Here is a 22,052-nt window from a genome sequence, read left to right on the forward strand (position 1 = left end):
GAGGGCTTCGTGTTCTTCGCGCTCAACCAGGGCGAAGTCTGCACCTGCCCGTCCCGCGCCCTGATCCAGGAAGACATTTACGAGGCCTTCATGGAGCGCGCCATCGCCCGCACCAAGGCGATCATCCAGGGCGACCCCCGCGTCGACAACACCATGATTGGCGCGCAGGCATCGAGCGAGCAGAAGGAAAAGATCCTGAGCTATTTCGACATCGGCCGCCAGGAAGGAGCGGAAGTCCTGCTGGGCGGCAAGGCGGCCGATCTCGGCGGCGAGCTTTCGGGCGGCTACTATATCGAACCGACCATCCTCAAGGGGCACAACAAGATGCGCGTGTTCCAGGAGGAAATCTTCGGGCCCGTCGTCTCCGTCACCACCTTCAAGGACGAGGCGGAAGCGCTCGAAATCGCCAATGACACGCTTTACGGGCTTGGCGCCGGCGTTTGGTCGCGCGATGCCAACACCTGCTACCGCTTCGGCCGCCACATTCAGGCCGGACGCGTCTGGGTCAACAATTACCATGCCTATCCGGCGCATGCGGCCTTCGGCGGCTACAAGCAGTCGGGCATCGGGCGCGAGACCCACAAGATGATGCTCGACCACTACCAGCAGACCAAGAACCTGCTGGTCAGCTACTCGACCGAAAAGGTCGGCTTCTTCTGAGGCCAGGGGAATCCTCCCAGGTGGCGGGCGGAGCTTCGGCTTCGCCCGTTCGCTTTCGTTTCAACAAGGAGACGGATATGGAAAAGCCGGACATCCACTGCGTCACCGATGCCGACCTGCCTGCCGGCGCCGAAAAGGGCAGCCGCGTCACCGCCACGCTTGCGGCGCGCGCGCTGATCCGCGAAATCCAGGCCGAGTACGGCGAGATCATGTTCCACCAGTCCGGGGGCTGTTGCGACGGCTCATCGCCGATGTGCTACCCGAAAGCCGAATTCCATCTCGGCAGCGGCGATGTTCTGCTTGGCGAAGTGGAAGGAGCGGAAGTCTGGGTATCCGGCCCGCAGTTTCAGGCCTGGAAACATACCCAGCTCATCCTCGACGTCGTCCCCGGCCGCGGCGGCATGTTCAGCCTCGACAACGGTCGCGAGAAACGGTTTCTGACCCGGTCCCGCGTTCTGAGCGATGAGGAACGGTTTGCGCTGGGAGAACACGACGACCGCAGCGGCGCTTGAAACCAGGCGGTCCGCCCACCGGCTGTCCGGCCGTTCCCTGGCTCTGTCCGCCCCCTCCCCTCCAGACGGCGGAACGGCATTTATGCCTTGCCTTTCCGCGGCGGATGGGCAAGAACATAAAAAGAACACCGGGAGACACTCATGAGCAGAATTACCTTGTACACCAACCCGCTTTCGCGCGGTCGGATCGCGCGCTGGATGCTGGAGGAGGTCGGGGCCGAGTACGAAACCCGCATTCTGACCTATAATGGCACGATGAAGGAACCGGCCTATCTCGCGATCAATGCGATGGGAAAGGTGCCGACGATTGTTCATGACGGCAAGGTGGTGACGGAATGCGCCGCGATCTGCGCCTATCTTGCCGACGCCTTTCCCGAGGCAGGGCTTGCGCCGCCGCCCGCCGAGCGCGCCTCCTACTACCGCTGGCTGTTCTTCGCGGCAGGTCCGCTCGAGGCTGCGGTGGTCAACCGGACCTTCGGGTTCGAGGTGCCGCCCGAGCGCGAACGCGCCGTCGGCTACGGCAATTTCGAGCACGTGATGGACGCGCTCGACCAATGGCTTTCGGAAAACCCGTTTATCGCCGGTGACAGCTTCACCGCAGCCGATGTCTATGTCGGCGCGCAGATCAATTGGGGGATGCAATTCGGCACGGTCGACAAACGGGCGTCTTTCGCGGCCTATGCCGAGCGCATATCCACCCGCCCGGCCTTCATCCGCGCCACCGGGCTGGATGACGCGGCGGCGGAGATGGCGTAGCGGTAGATCCGGGCTGCGACCTTTAAGCGCGCACCCGCGCGTCTGCCGTCTTCCGTCTTGCCGCTTCATCCATTCGGGCATAAGCCGGAAGCGCAGGAGACGGATGCAGGGGATGCCCGATGGATGATCTGCACTTCTATACCAACCCGCAGTCGCGTGGTTGCATCATTCGCTGGATGCTCGAGGAAATCGGCGTCTCCTACGAGACACATGTGCTGGCCTATGGCGGCGCGATGAAGACGGCAGACTACCTTGCGGTAAACCGCATGGGGAAGGTGCCGACCATTCGCCATGGCCAGGCTGTCGTCACAGAAGTCGCCGCAATCTGCACCTACCTGGCCGAAACCTTTCCCGAAGCCGGCCTCGGGCCAACCCGGGGCGAAAAGGCCGACTATTATCGCTGGATGTTCTTCGCCGCCGGTCCGCTCGAAGAACTCGTCACCAACCACGAGATGGGCTTCGAGGTTCCGCAGAAGCGCCAGGGCATGATGGGCTATGGTCGGGCTGAAGATGTGACCGCGACACTGGAACAGGCATTGCTCGACAGACCCTATGTCTGTGGCGACCATTTCCGCGCCGTCGACATCTATTTCAGCTCGCAGCTGATATGGTGCTTCAATTCCGGCGCTATCGAGAAGCGGCCGGTCTTCGAGGCCTATGCCGATCGCGTTTCGGACCGCCCGGCGCTGAAGCGGGCCACCCGCCTTGACGAGGAGGCGCTGGCCAAGATGAAGGCCGGCGCAGCCTGAGACCCTTGGGCCTCAGGCAATGCCGGCCCGATCCTCAGGCCGCCGCATCATCCACGCCGCTGCCGTCATTCCCCGGGATATAGTTGAGCACCGGCCCAAGCCAGCGTTCGACCTCCTCCACCTCCATGCCCTTGCGGGCCGCATAATCCTCGACCTGGTCGCGCTCGACCTTGGCAACGCCGAAATAATAGCTGTCGGGATGGCCGATATAGATGCCGGACACCGACGAGCCCGGCCACATGGCATAGCTTTCGGTCAGTTTCACGCCGGTCGCCTTCTCGGCGTCGAGCAACTCGAAGAGCGTGCGCTTCTCGGTATGGTCGGGCTGCGCCGGGTAGCCGGGGGCCGGTCGGATGCCGCCATAGGGCTCGCCGATCAGTTCGGCATTGGTGAAGTTCTCGTCCGGCGCATAGCCCCAGAATTCACGGCGCACGCGCTCATGCATCCGCTCGGCGAAGGCCTCGGCAAACCGGTCGGCAAGCGCCTTGACCATGATCGAGGAGTAATCGTCATTGGCTCGCTCGAAGCGTTCGGCGATCGAGATCTCCTCAAAGCCGGCCGTGACGACAAAGCCGCCGACATAGTCCTGTTTGCCGCTTTCGACCGGAGCGACGAAATCGGAAAGCGCCACGTTCGGCCGGTCGCCGCGCTTGGAAAGCTGCTGGCGCAGCGTGAAGAAGGTCGCCAGTTCCTGGTCGCGGCTCTCGTCCTTGTAGAGGCGGATATCGTCGCCGACGGCATTGGCAGGCCAGAAGCCGATGACCGCGCGCGGGCGGAACCATTTTTCCTCGATGATCTTCTTCAGCATCGCCTGCGCATCGGCATAGAGCTGGCGCGCGGTTTCGCCCTGTTTCTCGTCGTCCAGAATGTTCGGAAAGCGGCCCTTCAGTTCCCATGTCTGGAAGAACGGCGTCCAGTCGATATAGCGGGAAAGCTCCGCAAGGTCATAGTCGTCGAAAACCTTGGTGCCCAGAAATGACGGCGCGTGCGGCGCATATCCGTTCCAGTCGACCTTCACATGGTTGGCGCGCGCGGCGGCCAGCGGCAGGCGGTTCTTCTGCGCCTCGGCGCGGCGGTGGCTCTCGGCGACCTTGGCATATTCCTCCTGAATGCCCGCGATATAGCCGTCCTTCAGGTCCGGCGAAAGGAGGTTGTTGACCACGCCCACGGCGCGGCTCGCATCCGTCACGTAGATCGCCTGCCCTTTCTCGTAGGCCGGATGGATCTTGACGGCCGTATGGGTGCGGCTGGTGGTCGCGCCGCCGATCAGCAGCGGAATGTCGAAGCCCTGACGCTCCATTTCGGAAGCCACATGCACCATCTCGTCAAGCGACGGCGTGATCAGGCCGGACAGCCCGATGATATCGGCCTTGTGCTCCTTCGCCGCGGCGAGAATCTTTTCCGCCGGCACCATCACGCCGAGGTCGATGATCTCGTAATTGTTGCAGGCAAGAACGACGCCGACGATGTTCTTGCCGATGTCGTGCACATCGCCCTTCACCGTCGCCATGATCACCTTGCCGTTGGACTGACCCTCTTCCGCGCCGCTCAGGCGCTTTTCCTCTTCCATATAGGGCAGCAGCACGGCAACGCCCTGCTTCATCACGCGCGCGGATTTCACCACCTGCGGCAGGAACATCTTGCCCGCGCCGAACAGGTCGCCGACGACATTCATGCCGGCCATCAGCGGACCTTCGATGACGTGCAGCGGCCGCTCGGCGGCCTGCCGCGCCTCTTCCACATCCGCCTCGACATATTCGGTAATGCCGTTGACGAGCGCGTGCTCCAGCCGTTTCTCGACCGGCCATTCGCGCCAGGCAAGATCCTGCTTGCGCTCCTCGGACTTGCCGGTACCGCGATAGCGCTCGGCAATGTCGAGCAGCCGCTCGGTCGCGTCGGAGCGGCGGTTGAGGACGACGTCCTCGCAGGCCTCGCGCAGTTCCGGATCGATGGTCTCGTAGACGATCAGCTGACCGGCATTGACGATGCCCATATCCATGCCCGCCTGAATGGCGTGGTAGAGAAAGACCGCATGCATCGCCTGGCGCACCGGCTCGTTGCCGCGGAAGGAGAAGGACAGGTTCGAGACGCCGCCTGAGACATGCGCGTAAGGCAGGTTCTTGCGGATTGCCCGCGTCGCCTCGATGAAATCGACGCCGTAATTGTCGTGTTCCTCAATCCCGGTCGCGACGGCGAAGATGTTCGGGTCGAAAATGATGTCTTCCGGCGGGAAGCCGACCTTTTCGGTCAGGATCCTATAGGCGCGCGAACAGATCTCGACCTTGCGCTCGAACGTGTCGGCCTGGCCCTTCTCGTCAAAGGCCATGACCACGGTGGCGGCGCCATAGTCGCGGATCAGCTGTGCCCGTTCGATGAACTGTTCCTCGCCTTCCTTCAGCGAGATCGAGTTGACCAGCGACTTGCCCTGGGCGCATTTCAGCCCGGCCTCGATGATTTCCCACTTGGAGGAGTCGATCATCAGCGGCACGCGGGCAATATCCGGTTCGGCGGCGATCAGGTTGAGGTACTCGACCATCGCCCGCTCCGAATCGATCAGCCCCTCGTCCATATTGATGTCGATGATCTGCGCGCCGGCTTCCACCTGGTCGCGGGCGACGTCGAGCGCGGCCGCATAGTCGGCATTGGTGATCAGCTTGCGGAACTTCGCCGAGCCGGTGACATTGGTGCGCTCGCCGACATTGACGAAGGGAATGTCCTTTGTCAGGTGAAACGGTTCAAGGCCCGAAAGCGACAGAACCGGCCTGTGTTCCGGCACTTCGCGCGGCGCGAAATTGGAGGCGACAGCGGCGATCGCGGCGATATGCTCGGGCGTCGAACCGCAGCAACCGCCAAGGATGTTGACAAGCCCCTGCTGGGCAAAGGGGCGGATCAGCCCGGCCATTTCCTCCGGATCCTGATCATACTGGCCGAACTCGTTCGGCAGGCCGGCATTGGGATAGGCGCAGGTGAAGGTGTCGGCAACGCCCGACAGCTCCTGCAGGTGCGGCAGCATCGCGTCCGCCCCGAGCGCGCAGTTGAGGCCGATCGTGAACGGATCGGCATGCGACAGCGAATTCCAGAAGGCGGTCGGCGTCTGACCGGAGAGCGTGCGGCCGGAAAGGTCGGTGATCGTGCCGGAGATCATCAGCGGCAGTTCGATCCCCTTGGCGCGAAATGCCTGGCGCGCAGCGAAGACGGCGGCCTTGGCATTCAGCGTATCGAAAATGGTCTCGATCAGGATCAGGTCCGATCCGCCGTCGATCAAACCCTCGATCTGCTCGCGGTAGGCATCGCGTAATTGATCAAAGGAAACAGCGCGATATCCCGGATTGTTCACGTCCGGTGAGATCGAGGCGGTACGGTTGGTCGGACCGACGGCGCCGGCGACAAAGCGGCGGCGGCCATCTTTCTGCTCGGCCCGGATCGCGGCACGGCGGGCAAGGCGCGCGCCGTCACGGTTCAACTCATAGACCATCTCCTCCATCTGATAATCGGCCTGGGCGATGCGCGTGCTGGAAAAGGTGTTGGTCTCCAGAATATCCGCGCCGGCGATGGCGTATTCGTAATGGATATCCTCAAGCGCCTTCGGCTGACTCAGAATCAGAAGGTCGTTATTGCCCTGCTGATGGCAGGCGCAGCCGATGAAGCGGTCGCCGCGGAAATGGTCCTCGTCGAAGCCCAACCCCTGGATCTGGGTCCCCATCGCGCCGTCGAGGATGAGGATGCGCTCGCGCGCGGCCTTTTCCAGGGCAGCGCGGATTTCCTTGCCGCTGCGCCGCGGCGCCTCTTCTCCGAACAGTTCGTCAAGCATGAGCCATCTCCAGTTTTCGAGGCCATGAATTCACATAAAGATATCTTTATGTCAACATGTCGATAGCGCCGGTTTTGCCTCCCGCGACCGTTCGAAGGGGATTGTCCGCCTGCGGGCGACGTTTTCCGGCATTCTTTGCGCATGATCAAGCGGGATGCAAATCGGAATTGAGATGCTATCCTGCGCGCTATATAAACTAATCAACTGACTGAACGGAACATGCGCGGCCATTTCGGATGCCTCATCCGACAGTAGCGATCAACATTTCCCGCGCGCCGGCGCAGCGCGCGGTTGCATCAAAGGGAGGGTTACCCATGAAACCGAAGATCAACACGCTTGTCGCCCCGCCGCGCTGGATCAACAGGCCCTATCACCGCGAATGGCTGTGGAAACAGGCCAACGACCTTTTCGACTATTTCCAGTACCGCTCGGTCAACCCGAAGGGCGGCTTTTTCGAGTTTGACAAGGACGGCAAGCCCACGGGCGGCGACAATCCCGTGCGCGGCATCCACACGACCGCGCGCATGGTCCACTGCATGGCCATCGGCCATCTTCTCGGGCGGCCCGGCTGCGACGATCTGATGGACCACGGCATGCACTATCTGTGGGAGAACCACCGCGACAAGCAACGCGGCGGCTATTTCTGGCAGATCAATGAGGACGGCCCGCTCGGCGAACCGACGAAACAGGCTTACGGTCACGCTTTCGTTCTGCTTGCGGCCTCATCCGCCAAATTCGCCGGTCATCCGCTCGCCGACGCCATGATCGCGGACGTCACCGAGATCATCAACAAGCATTTCTGGGAGGAAAAGCACGGCGCGGTCGCCGAGGAGTTCGAAACGGACTGGACGCCGGTGCCCGGCTATCGCGGCCAGAACTGCAACATGCACATGACCGAGGCGCTGATGGAGGCCTATGAGGTCACCGGCGATATCGAATATCTGACCAAGGCCAAGCGCATTGCCGAGCTGATCATCCACAAGCATGCCCGCGAATGCGGCTTTCGCGTCGCCGAACATTTCACCGAGGACTGGAAGGTCGACCACGACTACTCCGGCAACGAGATGTTCCGCCCATCCGGCACCACGCCCGGCCACTGGCTGGAATGGACGCGTCTTCTGCTGCAGCTTCACACGCTCACCGGCCGCTCGCACAGCTGGATGCCGAAGGCCGCGCACGAGCTCTTCGTCTCCGCCTTCAAGCTTGGCTGGGATTATGAAAAGCGCGGCATGTTCTACACGCTCGATTGGGACAACAAGCCGAAGAACCGGGCCAAGCTCTGGTGGCCCCATTGCGAGGGCATCGGCGCCACGCATTTCCTGACCTCCCATTTCGGCCAGGACATGCACATGTATGCCTATCGCAAACAGTGGAGCTTCGTCGCCAATCATCTGATCGACCATGAGAATGGCGGCTGGCACGAGGAGCTTTCGGAAGACCTCGTGCCGCAGACAACGCTTTTCCCCGGAAAAAGCGACATCTACCACGCCCTGCAGGCCTGCCTCATTCCGCTCTACCCGGCGCTCGGCAGCCTGCCGGAAGTCATTTTCCGCGAAGTCAAACACTGAACTTTCACGCCATTCAATCGGGTGAAAACATTGCGGGCCTTCGGGGCCCGCTTTATATAGGTGCGCGAGACAACCGCCCCTCCGAGCGACAGGACAGTAAAATGGCAGCGAAGATCTTCATCGACGGCGAACACGGCACGACTGGGCTGCAGATCCGCACCCGCATGGCTGAACGCCGCGACGTCGAGCTCCTCTCCATCCCGCATGAGGAACGGCGCAATCCAAAAATGCGCGAGGACCTCATCAACAGCGCCGACATCGCTATCCTGTGCCTGCCCGACGACGCCTCGCGCGAAGCCGTCGGCATGCTCGCCGGAAACAACAGCGTGCGCGTCATCGACACATCGACGGCCTATCGCGTAAACCCGGACTGGGCCTACGGCTTCGCCGAGATGGACAAGGACCAGGCCGAACGCATCCGCTCCGCCCGCCATGTCGCCAATCCCGGCTGCTACCCGACCGGCGCGATCGGCCTCATCCGGCCGCTGCGGGCCGCCGGCGTCATTCCGGACAGCTATCCGGTCACGATCAACGCGGTCTCCGGCTACACCGGCGGCGGCAAGAACCTGATTGCCCAGATGGAGGACGAAAGCCGCGACGACCACATCGACGCGCCGCATTTCCTTTATGGCCTCAACCTGGCGCACAAGCATGTGCCGGAAATGACCACGCACGGCCTTCTGCCGCGCGCGCCGATCTTCTCGCCGTCCGTCGGCCGGTTCCCGCAGGGCATGGTGGTTCAGGTGCCGCTTTATCTCGAGGCGCTTGAAGGCGACCACAGTCAGGAGAGCATCCACGCGCTTCTGGCCGAATACTATGCTGGCCAGGACATCGTTCGCGTCGTGCCGCTTGCCGAAAGCGGCTCTATCGCCCGGCTCAATGCCGAGGAACTGGCCGGCCAGGACATCATGAAGATCTACGTCTTCGGCGGCGGCGCCCATGTCAATCTGGTCGCACAGCTCGACAATCTCGGCAAGGGCGCATCGGGCGCCGCAGTGCAGAACATGGACCTGATGCTGTCGGCCTGATCTGTGAACAATCCGTCGACCGGTTGGCCTGTCGCGGCCGGTCGAGAGCCTCGCTATATTGGGTGAAAGCAATCAGCTGAGGTTCTTCCGATGTCTACGCAATCACGCCTTCCCGTCTTTTTCATCCCCCATGGCGGCGGGCCATGGCCGTTCATGCACGGACCGGAAGGCGTTCTGCCGGCCGCCGATCCCTGGAAGGAACTGGAAACCTATCTCAGGAGCTTCGATGAGGCGCTCGGCCGCCGTCCGAAGGCGGTTCTCGTGATCTCGGCCCACTGGGAAAAGGTCGACGGGCTCACCGTTTCGACCGCGGCCCACCCGGGTATGCTGTTCGATTATTACGGCTTCCCCCCGCACACCTATGAGCTTGATTATCCTGCCCCCGGAGCGCCGGAGGTGGCCGAACATGTGCGCGCCGTTCTGTCTTCTGCCAGCATCGACACGGCGACGGATTCCGAGCGTGGATTCGACCATGGCGTCTTCATCCCGTTCATGATGATGTACCCCGAGGCCGACGTGCCGATCGTGATGATGTCGCTCGATCCGGATCTTTCGGCCGAGACCCATTTCAGGATCGGCGAGGCGCTGCAGGGGTTGCGCGACGAAGACATCCTGATCGTCGCCTCGGGCCTTTCCTACCACAACATGCGCATGTTCTACCGCAAGGATGAGGCGCATGCGGCGGCGGCAACCCGGTTCGACGACTGGCTGAAGGACGCGCTTTCGATCGAGGCGCCCGCGGAGCGCGCGGCCCGGCTCGCCACATGGACGCAGAACCCCGATGCGCTGGAATGCCACGTGCCCGACCACGACCACCTCGTGCCGGTTTTCGTTGCGGCCGGCGCCGCCGGCGAGGACGCCGGCGATCAGGTTTTTCACGGCAATTTCCGCGGCAAGCCGTACTCGGCCTATCGCTTCGGCTAGAGCGCAGTGCGTCCATTCGGACGCACAAAGGACGCTCTAACCTATTGAATCTGCGCATCGTGCTTTCCGAAAATCGATTCCGATTTTCGGAAAGCACGATGCGCTAGAGCATTTCGCAGTCAGATGGAACCATCTGACGTTAAGCGAAAATGCGTCAAAACAAATGGATAGAGCGGTTGCGCGTTTCCAAGAAAGGCGGAACCGCTCTTGCGCCTCTCAGATCTCTTCGATGAGCGGCCTGCGATAGCCGCGCAGATGGCCGGTGACGAGAATCAGCACGATGATCGCGCCGGCCTGATGCGACAGCGCCAGCCACAGCGGCATCTGCAGCACCAGCGTGAAGATGCCGAGCGCCGCCTGAAGGAGGATGACGATCAGGATCGTCAGCGCGCCGCGCGCATGCTGGGAGAGCTCCAGGTCAAGCCCGCGTGCCACCGCGCCGCGCCACTCCGCCACATAGTGCAGAAGCGCCAGCAACAGCAGGACATAGCCGCCCATGCGGTGGGTGAACTGCACGGTCTTCGGGTTCTCGAAAAAGTTGAGCCAGGCCGGTTGATGCAACAGCAGGTCCTGCGGCACGATCGCGCCATCCATCAGCGGCCAGGTATTGTAGGAAAGCCCGGCATCAAGCCCGGCGACAAGCGCGCCGAGATAGATCTGGATGAAGGCCGCGAACAGAAGCACGATCGCAAACCCGTGCGAAGCGCGCGTCGGCGGGTCTTCATGGCGGCGGGGCTTCAGCCCCCTCGCAATGTAGACGCAGGCCGCGATGATCAGACAGGCCATGACCAGGTGAACGGCCAGGCGGTACTGGCTGACATCGGTGCGTTCCGTCAGGCCCGAGGACACCATCCACCAGCCGATGAAGCCCTGCAATCCGCCGAGCGCCAGCACGCCGGTGAGCGGCCATCCCAACCCCTTCGGCAGACGCTTCGACATCCAGAAGAACAGAAGCGGCAGCGCGAAGATCAGCCCGACTGCCCGCGCCAGCAGGCGGTGGCTCCATTCCCACCAGAAGATGTTCTGGAATTCGGCAAGCGACATGCCCTTGTTCAGGAGCTGGTATTCGGGAATCCGCTTGTAAAGTTCGAACTCCTCCTGCCATTCGGCGAGGCTCAAGGGCGGAATGATGCCGTGGATCGGCTTCCACTCGGTGATCGACAGGCCAGATTGCGTCAGCCGGGTCGCGCCGCCGACCAGTACCAGACAGAACAGCGTCAGAACGACGAAATAAAGCCAGCCCCGCACGAGCGCGGCGTTGAAACGCTGTTCGCTCTCGGTAAGGGCGGGGGAAGTTGCGTTTGCCATCGGCCTTTCTCCAGTCACACCGGCTCCGCCGTCATCATCCATGTGCATGAACCGACGGTTCGCGTCGGCCGGGCTTCACACACGCCGATCAACGGCATAGTCTCACATCACTTCATAAGGGGGGAATTGCGACCGTGCCAGTCAGATTGCGTAAATTTATCGGGACGATCCTCATCGTCACACTGGTGATTGTCTATGCCCTGACGGCCACGACCCTGGCAACGGTGGTGCTCGACGGACGATCCGCCTGGGCCGCCCTTCTCTATTTCTTCCTGACCGGTCTTCTCTGGATCATTCCCGCCATGTTCATCATCAAATGGATGGCCGGCCCGCCGGCCAAACGGCGCTGATTTGCGTTCACGACGATTTTTCGACGGCGCGTGGAACCGCCGAGGATTTTCCACATTGGAAATGGTATAGATCGTCAACAGAGACAACGCTCGCCGAAGGCATCACGACCATGATCACATCGCAACAAATCCGCGCCGCCCGCGCCCTGCTCGGGCTTTCGCAAGATGAGGCTGCGGCGCTCGCCGGAGTGGACCGCGAGGCGCTTGGGCGGGCAGAGGCCGAGGCGGGCGAGCGCGACTTCGCCGTTGCCGATGCGCTTGAGAAGGCTTTCGGAAAGAAGGGAATCGCCTTCATCGAGGATGGCGAGAACGGCGGCGGCCCCGGGGTCCGCCTCGCCCACTCCGTCGATCCCTGCGACGGCATTCGACCGGAAGATCTCAACGCGACGAATGACGACTGACACACGCTCGGCTTTCATAGGTCCGGGCGAGTGATCAGGCCTTTTTCTGCCATCGCCCGCCCTCGCCCTGCTGCCAGTAGGTCAGGCTGTGGTCGCCCTGACGCAGCGCCTTCCACTGGGCGCGGGCCCGGGTCAGCTCGTCGCCGTCATGGCCGTCGAACATCACCACCACGCGGTTGTAGTCCCCGACATCGCGCACCTCCGCCCCCTCGACAAAGAAGCGGATATCGGCCTGGTTCGCGTTGTTGCTCGCTGTCGTCAGCAGCACCGGCTGGGCTTCGCTGTTGTCTTCCGCGTCAGTCCCGTGCGGAATGAAACTGTCGGCGCGAAAGGTCCACAAAATGCCGTCGAGCCGGTCGCGCTCCGCCTCGCTCGCCGTCTGGATCGCGACCCGCCAGCCGCGCTCCAGGCTTTTCTCGACGAGGGGCGGCAAGGCGGCTTCGCGCAGGGATTCCGTCAGATGATAAAACAGGATCTCCGTCACCGGGCAGCCCTCCGCACTCAGCCGCGCGTCTCGTAATGGCTGCGGACCAGTTCGTCGAGCAGGCGAACGCCGAAGCCGGAGGCCCAGCCGCGGTTAATCTCGCTCTTCGGCGCGCCCATGGCCGTTCCGGCGATGTCGAGATGCGCCCATGGCGTCTCGCCGACGAAGCGCTTCAGGAACTGCGCCGCCGTGATCGAGCCGGCATAGCGCGAGCCGCCGGTGTTGCGCATATCCGCGAACCGGCTGTCGACCATGCGGTCATATTCCTCGCCGAGCGGCAGGCGCCAGACTTTTTCGTCCGTCGTATCCGCCGCCTTCGCCAGTTCGGCGCTGAGCCCGTCGTCATTGGAAAACAGCCCGGCGCGGTGGGCGCCGAGCGCCACCATCACGGCGCCGGTCAGCGTTGCCAGATCGATCATGAAGCGCGGCTTGAAGCGCTCGTTGCAGTAATAGAGCGCATCGGCCAGCACCAGACGGCCCTCGGCATCCGTGTTGATCACCTCGATCGTCTGCCCGGACATCGACGTGACGATATCGCCGGGGCGCTGGGCATTGCCGTCCGGCATGTTTTCGACGAGGCCGAGGATGCCGACGGCGTTGACCTTGGCCTTGCGCGCGGCCAGCGTGTGCATCAGGCCGATGACGGCGGCCGCGCCGCCCATGTCGCCCTTCATGTCCTCCATCGAGGCCGCCGGCTTGATCGAGATGCCGCCGGTGTCGAAGACGACGCCCTTGCCGACGAAGGCGATCGGACGCTCGTCGGTTTCGCCGCCATTCCACTCGATGACCGCGAGAAAAGGCGGGCGCACGGAGCCCTGGGCAACGCCCAGCAGCGCGCCCATGCCGAGCTCCCGCATCTTTGCCTCGTCCAGGAGTTCAACCCTGGCGCCCAGTGATTCGAGTTCCCTGGCCCTATCGGCAAATTCGCGGGGGCCGAGAATATTGGCCGGCAGATTGACCAGCTCGCGCGCCAGCAGCACGCCCTCGCCGACCGCGCGTTTCTCGGCAAAGGCCGCCTCGGCGGCCTCGGGCTCGGCGGTGACGACCTCGACGGCGATTTCCTTCGGCTCGTCATCCTCGTCCCGGTCGATGGTCTTGAACCGGTCAAAGTTGTAGCCGCCCAGCATCATGCCAAGCGCGAATTCGGCGATATGGCCGGTGAGCGCCGGAACCCCGCCGGCCTCCGCATAAACCACAAGCGCGCCGGTCTTGGGCGCGTGGCTCGCGGCCTTTCCGCCGGCCTTGAGGTAGGCGTTCGCGACAAGTCCGTCGGCCTTGCCGAGCCCGAGCACGATGATGCGCGCCGCTTCGCTGCCAGCAGGCGACACGAGGTCGAGCGCGGTTGCGGGCTTGGCCTTGAAGCCGGCGGTCGCGGCGGCCTTCCGGTAAAGCGAATCAATCCCGCCAAGCGCCTCGGAACCGGCCGGAGCGCCGCCCTCCGCGGCAAGCGTGATGACCGTCTTGTCAGTGATATCTGCCGTTTTCACAAAGGAAATCGAGAATTTCATAGTCAGTGCTCCGGTGTTTCGGGAATGCGCGTCGCAGTTTTGCCGTCAGGTTGTAGCAAAGGAAATCTACCCCTTGTTAACGCAACGGGTCGAGAACGGTTGACCCCGTCCTCATAACACTTAAAACCACCAAATAGGAAACGCCGTGCTTCATGCATGACGAACGAAACCGGATGACCCGCATTTGCCAAGTTCCAGACCGAAAAGATGGCTGACAGACTCATCCGGTCGCCTTGGCGACTTGCCGCCGCTCAAGGCGGCGTTCGTCATTCTGTTTGCCCTGTGGTGGCTGATCCTCCTGTTCTTCTATCTGTTCCCGGCGGTTGACATCGGCGCCTCGCGCTTCTTTTTCAGCCAGACGCATTGCGCCACCAGCACGCCGGCAGACGTGGTGTGCGGCAGTTTTCCGATCGCCCGCGACGCGGCGCTCGGCCTGCTGCGCGATCTGATCTTCTATCTGCCGATCGTCCTCGGCGTGGGCATTATCATCCGTTTGTTCATGGCCTGGTCGCACCATGGCGCGACCTATGACGCCCGCCTTGTCAAACGGCTGCTGGCGGGCCTCACCGCCCTCATTCTTGGCCCCGGCATCCTCGTCAATCTCATCCTCAAGGAGCATTCGCACCGGCCGCGGCCGCGCAACACCGATCTGTTCGGCGGCGATCTGAGCTTTGTGCCGGCCGGTGATTTTTCCGGCGCCTGCGGCTCGAACTGCTCCTTCATCTCCGGCGAAGCGGCGGGCGCAGGCTGGCTTTTCTGCTATGCCGTTTTTCTCGTGCCGGACCGGTTCAGGCTTCTCGTCTCGCCGCCGCTGATCGCGCTCGCCCTGGCCTCGCCCGCCATGCGGCTCGCCTATGGCGGCCACTATCTCTCAGACGTCATTCTCGCCTGGCTGGGATCGGTCGTCGTCTTCACAGGAACACTTTATTTTTTCACCAGAAAGGAAACGGCAAGCATTGCGTGAGCGGATTTCCCGCGCCCGACAGGCCTGAACCTGCATGAAGATACTGGAACGCTACATTCTGGCCCGCGTGGTCCGCCTGTTCCTGGCAACCCTGTTGCCGGTGCTGGCGATTCTGTGGCTGACGCAGGTGCTCGGCCGAATCAACCTCGTGACCGACAGCGGCCAGTCGATTCTCTCCTTCCTGACGCTCGCCACGCTGATATTGCCCACCGTCATCCCGACCGTGCTGCCCTTCGGCCTTGTCCTCGGCGCGGCGCAGACGCTGACGACGATGAACAATGATTCGGAGCTGGCCGTCATCGACGCCGCGGGCGCCCATCGTTCGATCATCTACCGGCCGATCCTGATCTTTGCCGTGGTTCTCTGTGCCTTCTCCTTCGTTCTCGACAATTACATCGAGCCGAAGTCGCGCGCCGAAGCGCGAACGCTGATCGCCTCAGTCTATGCCGACCTGCTGTCCACCGTGATCGAGGAAAAGACCTTCCGCGAAATCGAGGACGGGCTCTACATCCAGATATCGGAACGGCTTTCGGGCCGCGTGCTCAAGGGATTGTTCGTCGCCGACTACCGCGAAGCTGACAACTCGTACATCTATTATGCCCGCGAAGGCGCGGTCGACGAAAGCGGAAGCCAGCTGATCATGAAGAACGGCCAGGTCCAGCGCGAGGACGAGACCGGCAACGTCTCCATCGTCCAGTTCGACTCCTACAGTTTCGACCTTTCGGAACTGACCAGCGACCGCAGCCAGGCATCACGCAAGGCGACCGACCGCAGCCTGGGATTTCTGCTCAATCCCGATCCCGAAGACCCGGACTACAGGGCCAATCCCGGCGCCTACCGCGCCGAACTGACGCGGAGACTGACCGACTGGTCGCTGCCGCTGATCTACGCGATCTTCACCATCGTCATCGTCGGCGATGCGCGTTCGCACAGGGAGCGGCGCATCCCGCCCATGGCGACCGCCTTCGTTCTGACGCTCATTCTTCGGCTGATGTCGCAGTTTTCCACCAACCGGGCGGAGAGTGACGCCCTGTTCGTCCCGATTTCCTACGGTATCGTCATCGTGCTGTTCGCTCTCGGCCTTTATCTGCTGCTGAAGCCGAGACGGGCGCGCAGAAATGCGAGCCTGCTGGAGCGGACCAATGCGGCCTTTTCCCGTATGATCGGCCGAGGGGCCCGCAATGACGGAGGCGCAGCATGATCTTCTCCGTGCTCGGCCGCTATTTCTTCACGCGCTATCTGATAACGGTCGGCTGGTTCTTTTTCGGCGTGATCTCGATCATCTACCTGATCGACTTTTCCGAGGTCATCGGCAACATCTCGGTCGAGGCCGGACAGGGCACGACGGACGCGATGCTGATCACGGCGCTGCGCCTGCCCTATATCCTGCAGCAGACGGTCCCCTTCATCGCGCTGTTTTCCGCCATGGTTGCCCTGATCGCGCTCAACCGTCGCAACGAACTGGTCGTCACCCGCTCCGCCGGCATTTCCGTGTGGCAGTTCATCATGCCCTTCGTCATCGGCGCGGCGCTGCTCGGTGCGGCAAGCGTTGTTGCGCTCAATCCGCTTGCCTCCTGGACCCAGAAAAAGGCGCTCGGGCTCGAGGCGATCGGTCATGGCCAGGACCAGACCGTGCCCTGGCTGCGGCAGTTGACCGACGGTCAGGATACGATTATCGGCGGCCGCGGCATCGCCGAGAGCGGAACCGAACTCCTTCAGGCCGTGGTGATTTACTTCGATGATCAGGGCGCGCTCTTCAAGCGCCAGGACGCCGAAAGGGCCGTGCTCAGCAATGGCTGGTGGACGCTTTACGACGTGACCGAAACCGAGGTCGGCGAATTATCCACACATCGGGACGAGGTCCGCGTCAAAACCAATCTCGACGAGCAGTTCGTCCAGCAGAACCTCGTCCAGCCAGACCTTGTGAGCATTTTTGCACTGCCGAGACAAATTGACCTCGCCCGCCAGTTCGGGATTTCGTCAAAAGCTTTGGAAACGCAGTATAACTATTTGTTATCCCTACCTTTCCTTTTGGTGGCGATGACCCTTATCGCAGCCACGGTCTGCCTTAAGTTTTCGCGCTTCGCGCAGTCTCCGGCCGTTATTTTGGGTGGAATCCTGTCCGGCTTTCTGCTTTATGTGACGAGTGTTCTTGTAAAGGCGTTTGGCAGCAGCGGAGTTTTGTCGCCGCTTCTTGCGGCCTGGATTCCGGTGGTCGTGGCGATGGCTTTGGGTCTGACGATATTACTGCATCAGGAGGACGGTTAGTGTCCCGGCGAGTTACGAGTAAATTGGGCCTTGCCGGGCTTCTGGCGCTTGCCAGCGCGCTGACGCCGGTCAGCCTGCTGGCGCAGACGGCAGCCTCCCCGAGCATTGAGGAAGACTACGGTATTTCGGTCCCTGACGATGATTCGGGGCCGATGCTGCTGACGGCCAACGAACTCGTCTACAATCACGACACCCAGATGGTTTCCGCCGTCGGAGGCGTGCAGATATATTACGCCGGCTATCGCATGGTCGCCAGCAGGGTGGAATATGACCAGAAGGCCGGCCGGATGATGGCCTATGACGGGATCGAGGTGATCGACCCCGACGGCAACCGCCTGAGGGCCGAGAAGCTCGACGTCACCGACGACTTCGCCAACGGCTTTCTCGACGCCATCAGCGTCCGCACGCCCGAAGACATCGCCATCGCCGGTGAGCGGGCCGAACGCATCGACGGCACCAAGATGGTGCTCGAGAACGGCGTCTACACGGCCTGCATTCCCTGTGCCGAAAACCCGGAGAAGCCGCCCTTCTGGCAGATCCGCGCCCAACGCGTCATCCAGGACGGCGAGACCCGCACGGTCAGGCTCGAAAGCCCCCGATTCCAGCTCCTCGGCCATACGATCGCGGTCCTGCCGTCGATCACGGTTCCCGATCCGAGCGTGAAGCGCAAGCGCGGTTTCCTTTTCCCCTCAATGAGCATCGGCGAGAATCTCGGAGTCGGGTTTTCCCTGCCCTATTACATTCCGATCTCTCCCAGTTCCGATGTGACCTTCACCGGAACGGGCTATACCGAACAGGGTTTCCTGCTCGAGGCGGAATACCGCAAGCGTTATCGCAACGGCCAGCACACGCTGCGTTTCGCCGGCATCGACCAGATGGGCAGCGACCAGTTTACCGGCGGCACGACCGATGCCGAGGTGAACGGGCGCGCCATGATCGCCTCCACCGGCCAGTTCCAGATCAATCCGCGCTGGGTGTTCGGCTGGGACGCGATGATCCAGAGCGACAACAACTTCGCCCGCACCTATTCCATCGACGGCCATGACGATAAAATCTTCAACAACCAGGTCTATCTCGAGGGACTTGGCAAACGCAGTTCGGTTTCGATCAAGAGCAATTATTTCGACGTCCAGGACGCCGACAGCGAGGATGCCGCCGAAAGCAAGCAGGCGATCGTGGTGCCGGTCATCGATTATGACTATATCGCGCCCGAGCCTGTTTTCGGTGGCCAGTTGTCGGTCACCAACAATCTGACCAATATCGTGCGCCGCAAGAACGACGTCGTGCCGACAAGCGTCAATGACCGTTTCCTCGGGCTGAAGGGAAACAGCACGCGCCTGACGAGCGAGGTCGAATGGGAGCGGACCTTTACCACAGACGGCGGCCTGCAGCTCAGCCCGCTGCTTGCCGCCCGCGCCGACGGTTACCTGCTGAATGTCGATGATCCGAACCGGATCAATAACGGCGCCTATACCTATGCCGGCAATTTCGTCGATCAGGACGCGGCCGCCCGCGCCATGGTCACCGCCGGTCTGGAGATGAACTATCCGATCCTGATGACCAACAGCTTCAGCTCGCACATCATCGAGCCGATCGGCCAGGTTTTTATCCGTCCGGACGAGCAATATGCGGGCGGCCTGCCGAACGAGGACGCGCAGAGCTTCGTCTTCGATGCGCTGACCCTGTTCGAACGCGACAAATTCTCGGGATATGACCGGGTCGAGGGCGGCACGCGCGCCAATATCGGCTTGCGCTACCGCGGCGTCTACGATTCAGGCGTGCTGGTCAACGGACTTTTCGGCCAGTCGTTCCAGCTCGCGGGCAAGAACTCCTTCGCCTCCCCCGACCTGGCGGGCGTCGGCATCGATTCCGGTCTGGAATCGAAACGCTCCGATTATGTCGGCGCAGCCTCGGTTTCCTTCCCCTTCGGCATTTCGCTCACGGGCGGCGCGCGCTTCGACGAGGAAGACTTCACGTTGCAGCGGACGGATTTCGGCGTCGGCTACACGTCGCGCTGGTTCGACACGGCGCTCGACTACACCAATATTCTCGCCCAGCCGGGCTATGCCTACAATGAGCGCAACAGCGAGATCAAATCGACGAGCACCATCCGCCTCAACGACAATTGGGGCGTCTCCGGCTCGCTGACCTATGACCTGGCCAACAATGTCCTGACCAATCGCTGGGTCGGCCTGACCTATGAAGACATCTGCACGATCTTCTCGATCACCTATCAGGAAGACTGGGACAACAACAATCGCGCGGCCGTCGACTGGACGATCGGCGCGCGTCTGACCTTCCGCACGCTCGGCGACATCGTCATCGGCAGCGACTCCTTCAATTGAGCCGATAAGCCTCTCCGATCCGATCAATGCCTTGCTTTTGCCCCTAAAATGGACAAAACATTGCCATCGGGAGATGGGCATGGATCGCGAAATTACATGTCCACGAATGAAACAGACAGTTTATGGCACCACGCCTCGGGAGGGGCGGCAGACCGGCGCTCGGCCCGCAGTCCGGGAAGGCTGCGCCCTGCCGGACAAGGCCGGATAAGGTGTCGCGCCGGGATCTGACGGCGCACGACGCTGTTGAAAGGAAAGAACATGACTGCCGCAAGATTTTCAGTGACCGCCTTTGCCGCCGCCATGATCGCCACGGCAGGCATTGTCGGCGCCGCGCCGCAACCGGCCTTCGCCAGGACCGTCGACATTGCCGTCATCGTCAACAACGTTCCGATCACCAATGACGATATCGCCAAGCGCCGCAATCTCCTGCGGCTGATGGGCACCAAGGGCAATCTCAACGAGAAGGCCCGCGAGGCGATGATCGACCAGGCGCTGAAACAGTCGGAGATCGCGCTTCGCAACATGTCGGTCACACAGCCGGAGGTGGACGAAGCCTTCGCCAATTTCGCCAACAGCAACGGCATGTCCGTTGCCCAGATGAGCAGCGTTCTTGATCAGGCCGGCGTCGGCGTCGATCACTTCAAGTTCTACATTGCCGTCTCGATGAGCTGGGGCCAGCTCCTGCGCGCGCGCTACGGCGGCAACTCGCTCCTGCCGGAAGACCAGTTCATCGCCCAGCTGGAAGAGGCGGAGAAGGAAGGCAAGAAGCCCGAGACCACCGAGTATATCCTGAAGCGCATCGTATTCGTCGTGCCGCAGAAGGAACGCGGCTCGCTGCTTGCCAAGCGCAAGCGCGAGGCCGAGGCCGCACGCTCCAAGTTCCCGGGATGTGACCAGGCGATCTCGTTCGCCGCGACAATGAACGACGTGACCGTTCTCGACTACGGGCGCTTCCTGGAGCCGCAGCTTCCGGCCGAGTGGAAAGACGCGGTCACAAAGGCCAAGGGCGATACGACATCGGTGCAGACCACGCCCTTCGGCGCGGAGTTCCTCGCCATCTGCGAGCGCAAGACAACCTCCGACGATTATGCCGCGCGCCTCGTGCTTAGCGCCGAGGAAGACTCGGCCGAAGTGGACCGTGACAACGAGAGCGAACAATATATGGAGGAACTGAAGAGCAAGGCCCAGATCGTCACCCCGGGCAAGTCCTGATCGCTGCGGAATGATGGCTGATCTTCCCCTTGCCCTTTCCCAGGGTGACCCCGCAGGCATCGGGCCGGAGATCGCGCTCAAGGCCTGGTCCCGACGCCGTGAAACCGGGCTGCCTCCGTTTGTCTATCTCGGCGATCCGCGCATTCTGAAGGCCCGTGCGGCGATGCTGGGCATGGATGTACCGGTCGCGGTTTCGGCTCCGGAGGCGGCAGTCGCCGCGTTCGGCTCGGCGCTGCCGGTTTTCGCCATCGACGCGGCGACGCCCGTTTCGCCCGGAAAGCCTGATCCGGCGACATCCTCCGGCACGATTGCCGCAATCGAAACCGGGGTGAAGCTCACCATGCGCGGCAAGACCGCCGCGCTCGTGACCAATCCGATCGCCAAGTCGGTGCTCTACAGTTCAGGCTTCCGCTTTCCCGGCCATACCGAGTTTCTGGCCGAACTCGCGCGGCGCGAGACGGGAACGGAGTATCGTCCGGTGATGATGCTCGCCTGCCCGGCCTTGCGCGTGGTGCCCGTTACCATTCACATCCCCCTTGCCGATGTTCCGGGCGCGCTCGACCAGGCGCTGATCATCGACACGATCCGGATCACCGCGCGCGACCTCGCCCGGCGCTTCGGCATAGACGCGCCGCGCCTTGCCGTTGCCGGGCTCAATCCGCATGCCGGCGAGCAGGGCACGATCGGCCGCGAGGACGAGGAGACGGTGCGACCGGCGCTTGAGGCACTGCGGGCGGAAGGCATCGATGTCACCGGCCCGCTTCCCGCCGACACCATGTTTCACGCCAGCGCCAGGACGCGCTATGACGCGGCGATCTGCATGTATCATGATCAGGCGCTGATCCCGGTCAAGACGCTCGGCTTCGAGGAAGGGGTCAATGTGACGCTCGGCCTGCCCTTCGTCCGAACCTCGCCCGATCACGGGACGGCCTTCGACATTGCGGAGCGCGGCGTCGCCGATCCGAGAAGTCTCGAAGAGGCGCTGAAGCTCGCGGCACGGCTCGCGCGCGGTTCCGAGGACCGCGGATGAGCCGGATCGACGATCTGCCGCCGCTGCGCGAGGTTCTGGCCAATCACCAACCAGCTCGCACAGTGGGCCATGAGCCCACTAAAATCAGCATGTGAATTAGTTTAAAGAAAGTTTGTATGGGAGAAGGTAGGAGTCATTTGCTTACATATGTTTGGTTCTCCCCAAATTCTGGTG

Annotated in this window: 18 protein-coding genes and 1 pseudogene; 15 read left to right on the forward strand and 4 right to left on the reverse strand. The window is 62.3% G+C overall.

What is annotated here, in order from left to right:
- The 4 genes and pseudogenes from adh to AC5DC2_RS04465 form a co-directional block, all read left to right on the forward strand.
- Window positions 1-660, forward strand: a pseudogene (gene adh / locus AC5DC2_RS04450) (aldehyde dehydrogenase); the annotation flags it as partial.
- Between the two features lie 77 nt (window positions 661-737).
- A complete protein-coding gene (locus AC5DC2_RS04455; protein WP_491697616.1) occupies window positions 738-1,172 on the forward strand; it encodes a DUF779 domain-containing protein in 435 nt (144 codons plus the stop codon).
- 141 nt (window positions 1,173-1,313) lie between these two features.
- Window positions 1,314-1,928: a glutathione S-transferase family protein gene (locus tag AC5DC2_RS04460; protein WP_491697617.1), complete on the forward strand. Its 615-nt coding sequence runs from the start codon at window positions 1,314-1,316 to the stop codon at window positions 1,926-1,928.
- 119 nt (window positions 1,929-2,047) lie between these two features.
- On the forward strand, window positions 2,048-2,677 hold the full coding sequence (locus tag AC5DC2_RS04465; protein ID WP_491697618.1) for a glutathione S-transferase family protein: 630 nt from the start codon (window positions 2,048-2,050) through the stop codon (window positions 2,675-2,677).
- 34 nt (window positions 2,678-2,711) lie between these two features.
- Here AC5DC2_RS04465 and metH read toward each other — a convergent pair whose 3' ends face one another.
- Window positions 2,712-6,488 carry a methionine synthase gene (gene metH / locus AC5DC2_RS04470; protein ID WP_491697619.1) on the reverse strand — a complete coding sequence of 1,259 codons (3,777 nt, stop codon included), beginning with the start codon at window positions 6,486-6,488 and terminating at the stop codon, window positions 2,712-2,714.
- Window positions 6,489-6,802: 314 nt separating this feature from the next.
- Here metH and AC5DC2_RS04475 point away from each other — a divergent pair, with 314 nt between their 5' ends.
- The 3 genes from AC5DC2_RS04475 (at window position 6,803) to AC5DC2_RS04485 (ending at window position 10,008) form a co-directional block, all read left to right on the forward strand.
- On the forward strand, window positions 6,803-8,056 hold the full coding sequence (locus AC5DC2_RS04475) for an AGE family epimerase/isomerase (RefSeq protein ID WP_491697620.1): 1,254 nt from the start codon (window positions 6,803-6,805) through the stop codon (window positions 8,054-8,056).
- A gap of 101 nt (window positions 8,057-8,157) precedes the next feature.
- Window positions 8,158-9,084, forward strand: a complete 927-nt coding sequence (gene argC, locus AC5DC2_RS04480) for an N-acetyl-gamma-glutamyl-phosphate reductase (protein ID WP_024709554.1) — start codon at window positions 8,158-8,160, stop codon at window positions 9,082-9,084.
- A gap of 90 nt (window positions 9,085-9,174) precedes the next feature.
- A complete protein-coding gene (locus AC5DC2_RS04485) occupies window positions 9,175-10,008 on the forward strand; it encodes a DODA-type extradiol aromatic ring-opening family dioxygenase (protein WP_491697621.1) in 834 nt (277 codons plus the stop codon).
- Window positions 10,009-10,224: 216 nt separating this feature from the next.
- Here AC5DC2_RS04485 and AC5DC2_RS04490 read toward each other — a convergent pair whose 3' ends face one another.
- Window positions 10,225-11,316, reverse strand: coding sequence for a COX15/CtaA family protein (locus tag AC5DC2_RS04490; protein ID WP_491697622.1), 1,092 nt, complete (start codon window positions 11,314-11,316; stop codon window positions 10,225-10,227).
- Between the two features lie 134 nt (window positions 11,317-11,450).
- On the opposite strand from AC5DC2_RS04490, the gene AC5DC2_RS04495 reads away from it, so the two are divergent.
- On the forward strand, window positions 11,451-11,666 hold the full coding sequence (locus AC5DC2_RS04495; protein WP_024709551.1) for a DUF2842 domain-containing protein: 216 nt from the start codon (window positions 11,451-11,453) through the stop codon (window positions 11,664-11,666).
- Window positions 11,667-11,776: 110 nt separating this feature from the next.
- Window positions 11,777-12,067: a helix-turn-helix transcriptional regulator gene (locus AC5DC2_RS04500; protein WP_491697623.1), complete on the forward strand. Its 291-nt coding sequence runs from the start codon at window positions 11,777-11,779 to the stop codon at window positions 12,065-12,067.
- A gap of 34 nt (window positions 12,068-12,101) precedes the next feature.
- Here AC5DC2_RS04500 and AC5DC2_RS04505 read toward each other — a convergent pair whose 3' ends face one another.
- The gene (locus tag AC5DC2_RS04505) at window positions 12,102-12,551 is read right to left on the reverse strand and encodes a DNA polymerase III subunit chi (RefSeq protein WP_491697624.1); all 450 of its coding nucleotides are present in this window, start codon (window positions 12,549-12,551) and stop codon (window positions 12,102-12,104) included.
- Window positions 12,552-12,568: 17 nt separating this feature from the next.
- A complete protein-coding gene (locus tag AC5DC2_RS04510) occupies window positions 12,569-14,065 on the reverse strand; it encodes a leucyl aminopeptidase (RefSeq protein WP_491697629.1) in 1,497 nt (498 codons plus the stop codon).
- A gap of 235 nt (window positions 14,066-14,300) precedes the next feature.
- On the opposite strand from AC5DC2_RS04510, the gene AC5DC2_RS04515 reads away from it, so the two are divergent.
- The 6 genes from AC5DC2_RS04515 (at window position 14,301) to pdxA (ending at window position 21,878) form a co-directional block, all read left to right on the forward strand.
- Window positions 14,301-15,023: a phosphatase PAP2 family protein gene (locus AC5DC2_RS04515; RefSeq protein ID WP_491697625.1), complete on the forward strand. Its 723-nt coding sequence runs from the start codon at window positions 14,301-14,303 to the stop codon at window positions 15,021-15,023.
- A 34-nt stretch (window positions 15,024-15,057) separates the two neighbouring features.
- Entirely contained in the window at window positions 15,058-16,224 is a 1,167-nt protein-coding gene (locus AC5DC2_RS04520) for an LptF/LptG family permease (RefSeq protein ID WP_491697626.1), read from the forward strand.
- Window positions 16,221-17,291, forward strand: coding sequence for an LPS export ABC transporter permease LptG (gene lptG / locus AC5DC2_RS04525; protein ID WP_024709545.1), 1,071 nt, complete (start codon window positions 16,221-16,223; stop codon window positions 17,289-17,291). The genes AC5DC2_RS04520 and lptG overlap by 4 nt, the downstream gene beginning before the upstream one ends.
- Window positions 17,292-17,443: 152 nt before the next feature.
- On the forward strand, window positions 17,444-19,636 hold the full coding sequence (locus AC5DC2_RS04530; protein WP_491697630.1) for an LPS-assembly protein LptD: 2,193 nt from the start codon (window positions 17,444-17,446) through the stop codon (window positions 19,634-19,636).
- Window positions 19,637-19,894: 258 nt separating this feature from the next.
- The gene (locus AC5DC2_RS04535) at window positions 19,895-20,848 is read left to right on the forward strand and encodes a SurA N-terminal domain-containing protein (protein WP_491697627.1); all 954 of its coding nucleotides are present in this window, start codon (window positions 19,895-19,897) and stop codon (window positions 20,846-20,848) included.
- Window positions 20,849-20,861: 13 nt separating this feature from the next.
- Window positions 20,862-21,878 (forward strand): 4-hydroxythreonine-4-phosphate dehydrogenase PdxA, encoded by a 1,017-nt coding sequence (pdxA, locus tag AC5DC2_RS04540; protein ID WP_491697628.1) that lies wholly within the window; start codon window positions 20,862-20,864, stop codon window positions 21,876-21,878.
- Window positions 21,879-22,052: the final 174 nt, after the last annotated feature.

The organism is Martelella sp. (assembly GCF_984369615.1).

Bases quoted from the DNA above. Each gene is read 5' to 3' on its own strand.
- AC5DC2_RS04455 (WP_491697616.1), top strand. From the start codon at position 738: ATGGAAAAGCCGGACATCCACTGCGTCACCGATGCCGACCTGCCTGCC.
- AC5DC2_RS04460 (WP_491697617.1), top strand. From the start codon at position 1,314: ATGAGCAGAATTACCTTGTACACCAACCCGCTTTCGCGCGGTCGGATC.
- AC5DC2_RS04465 (WP_491697618.1), top strand. From the start codon at position 2,048: ATGGATGATCTGCACTTCTATACCAACCCGCAGTCGCGTGGTTGCATC.
- metH (WP_491697619.1), bottom strand. From the start codon at position 6,488: ATGCTTGACGAACTGTTCGGAGAAGAGGCGCCGCGGCGCAGCGGCAAG.
- AC5DC2_RS04475 (WP_491697620.1), top strand. From the start codon at position 6,803: ATGAAACCGAAGATCAACACGCTTGTCGCCCCGCCGCGCTGGATCAAC.
- argC (WP_024709554.1), top strand. From the start codon at position 8,158: ATGGCAGCGAAGATCTTCATCGACGGCGAACACGGCACGACTGGGCTG.
- AC5DC2_RS04485 (WP_491697621.1), top strand. From the start codon at position 9,175: ATGTCTACGCAATCACGCCTTCCCGTCTTTTTCATCCCCCATGGCGGC.
- AC5DC2_RS04490 (WP_491697622.1), bottom strand. From the start codon at position 11,316: ATGGCAAACGCAACTTCCCCCGCCCTTACCGAGAGCGAACAGCGTTTC.
- AC5DC2_RS04500 (WP_491697623.1), top strand. From the start codon at position 11,777: ATGATCACATCGCAACAAATCCGCGCCGCCCGCGCCCTGCTCGGGCTT.
- AC5DC2_RS04520 (WP_491697626.1), top strand. From the start codon at position 15,058: ATGAAGATACTGGAACGCTACATTCTGGCCCGCGTGGTCCGCCTGTTC.
- lptG (WP_024709545.1), top strand. From the start codon at position 16,221: ATGATCTTCTCCGTGCTCGGCCGCTATTTCTTCACGCGCTATCTGATA.
- AC5DC2_RS04530 (WP_491697630.1), top strand. From the start codon at position 17,444: ATGCTGCTGACGGCCAACGAACTCGTCTACAATCACGACACCCAGATG.
- AC5DC2_RS04535 (WP_491697627.1), top strand. From the start codon at position 19,895: ATGACTGCCGCAAGATTTTCAGTGACCGCCTTTGCCGCCGCCATGATC.
- pdxA (WP_491697628.1), top strand. From the start codon at position 20,862: ATGGCTGATCTTCCCCTTGCCCTTTCCCAGGGTGACCCCGCAGGCATC.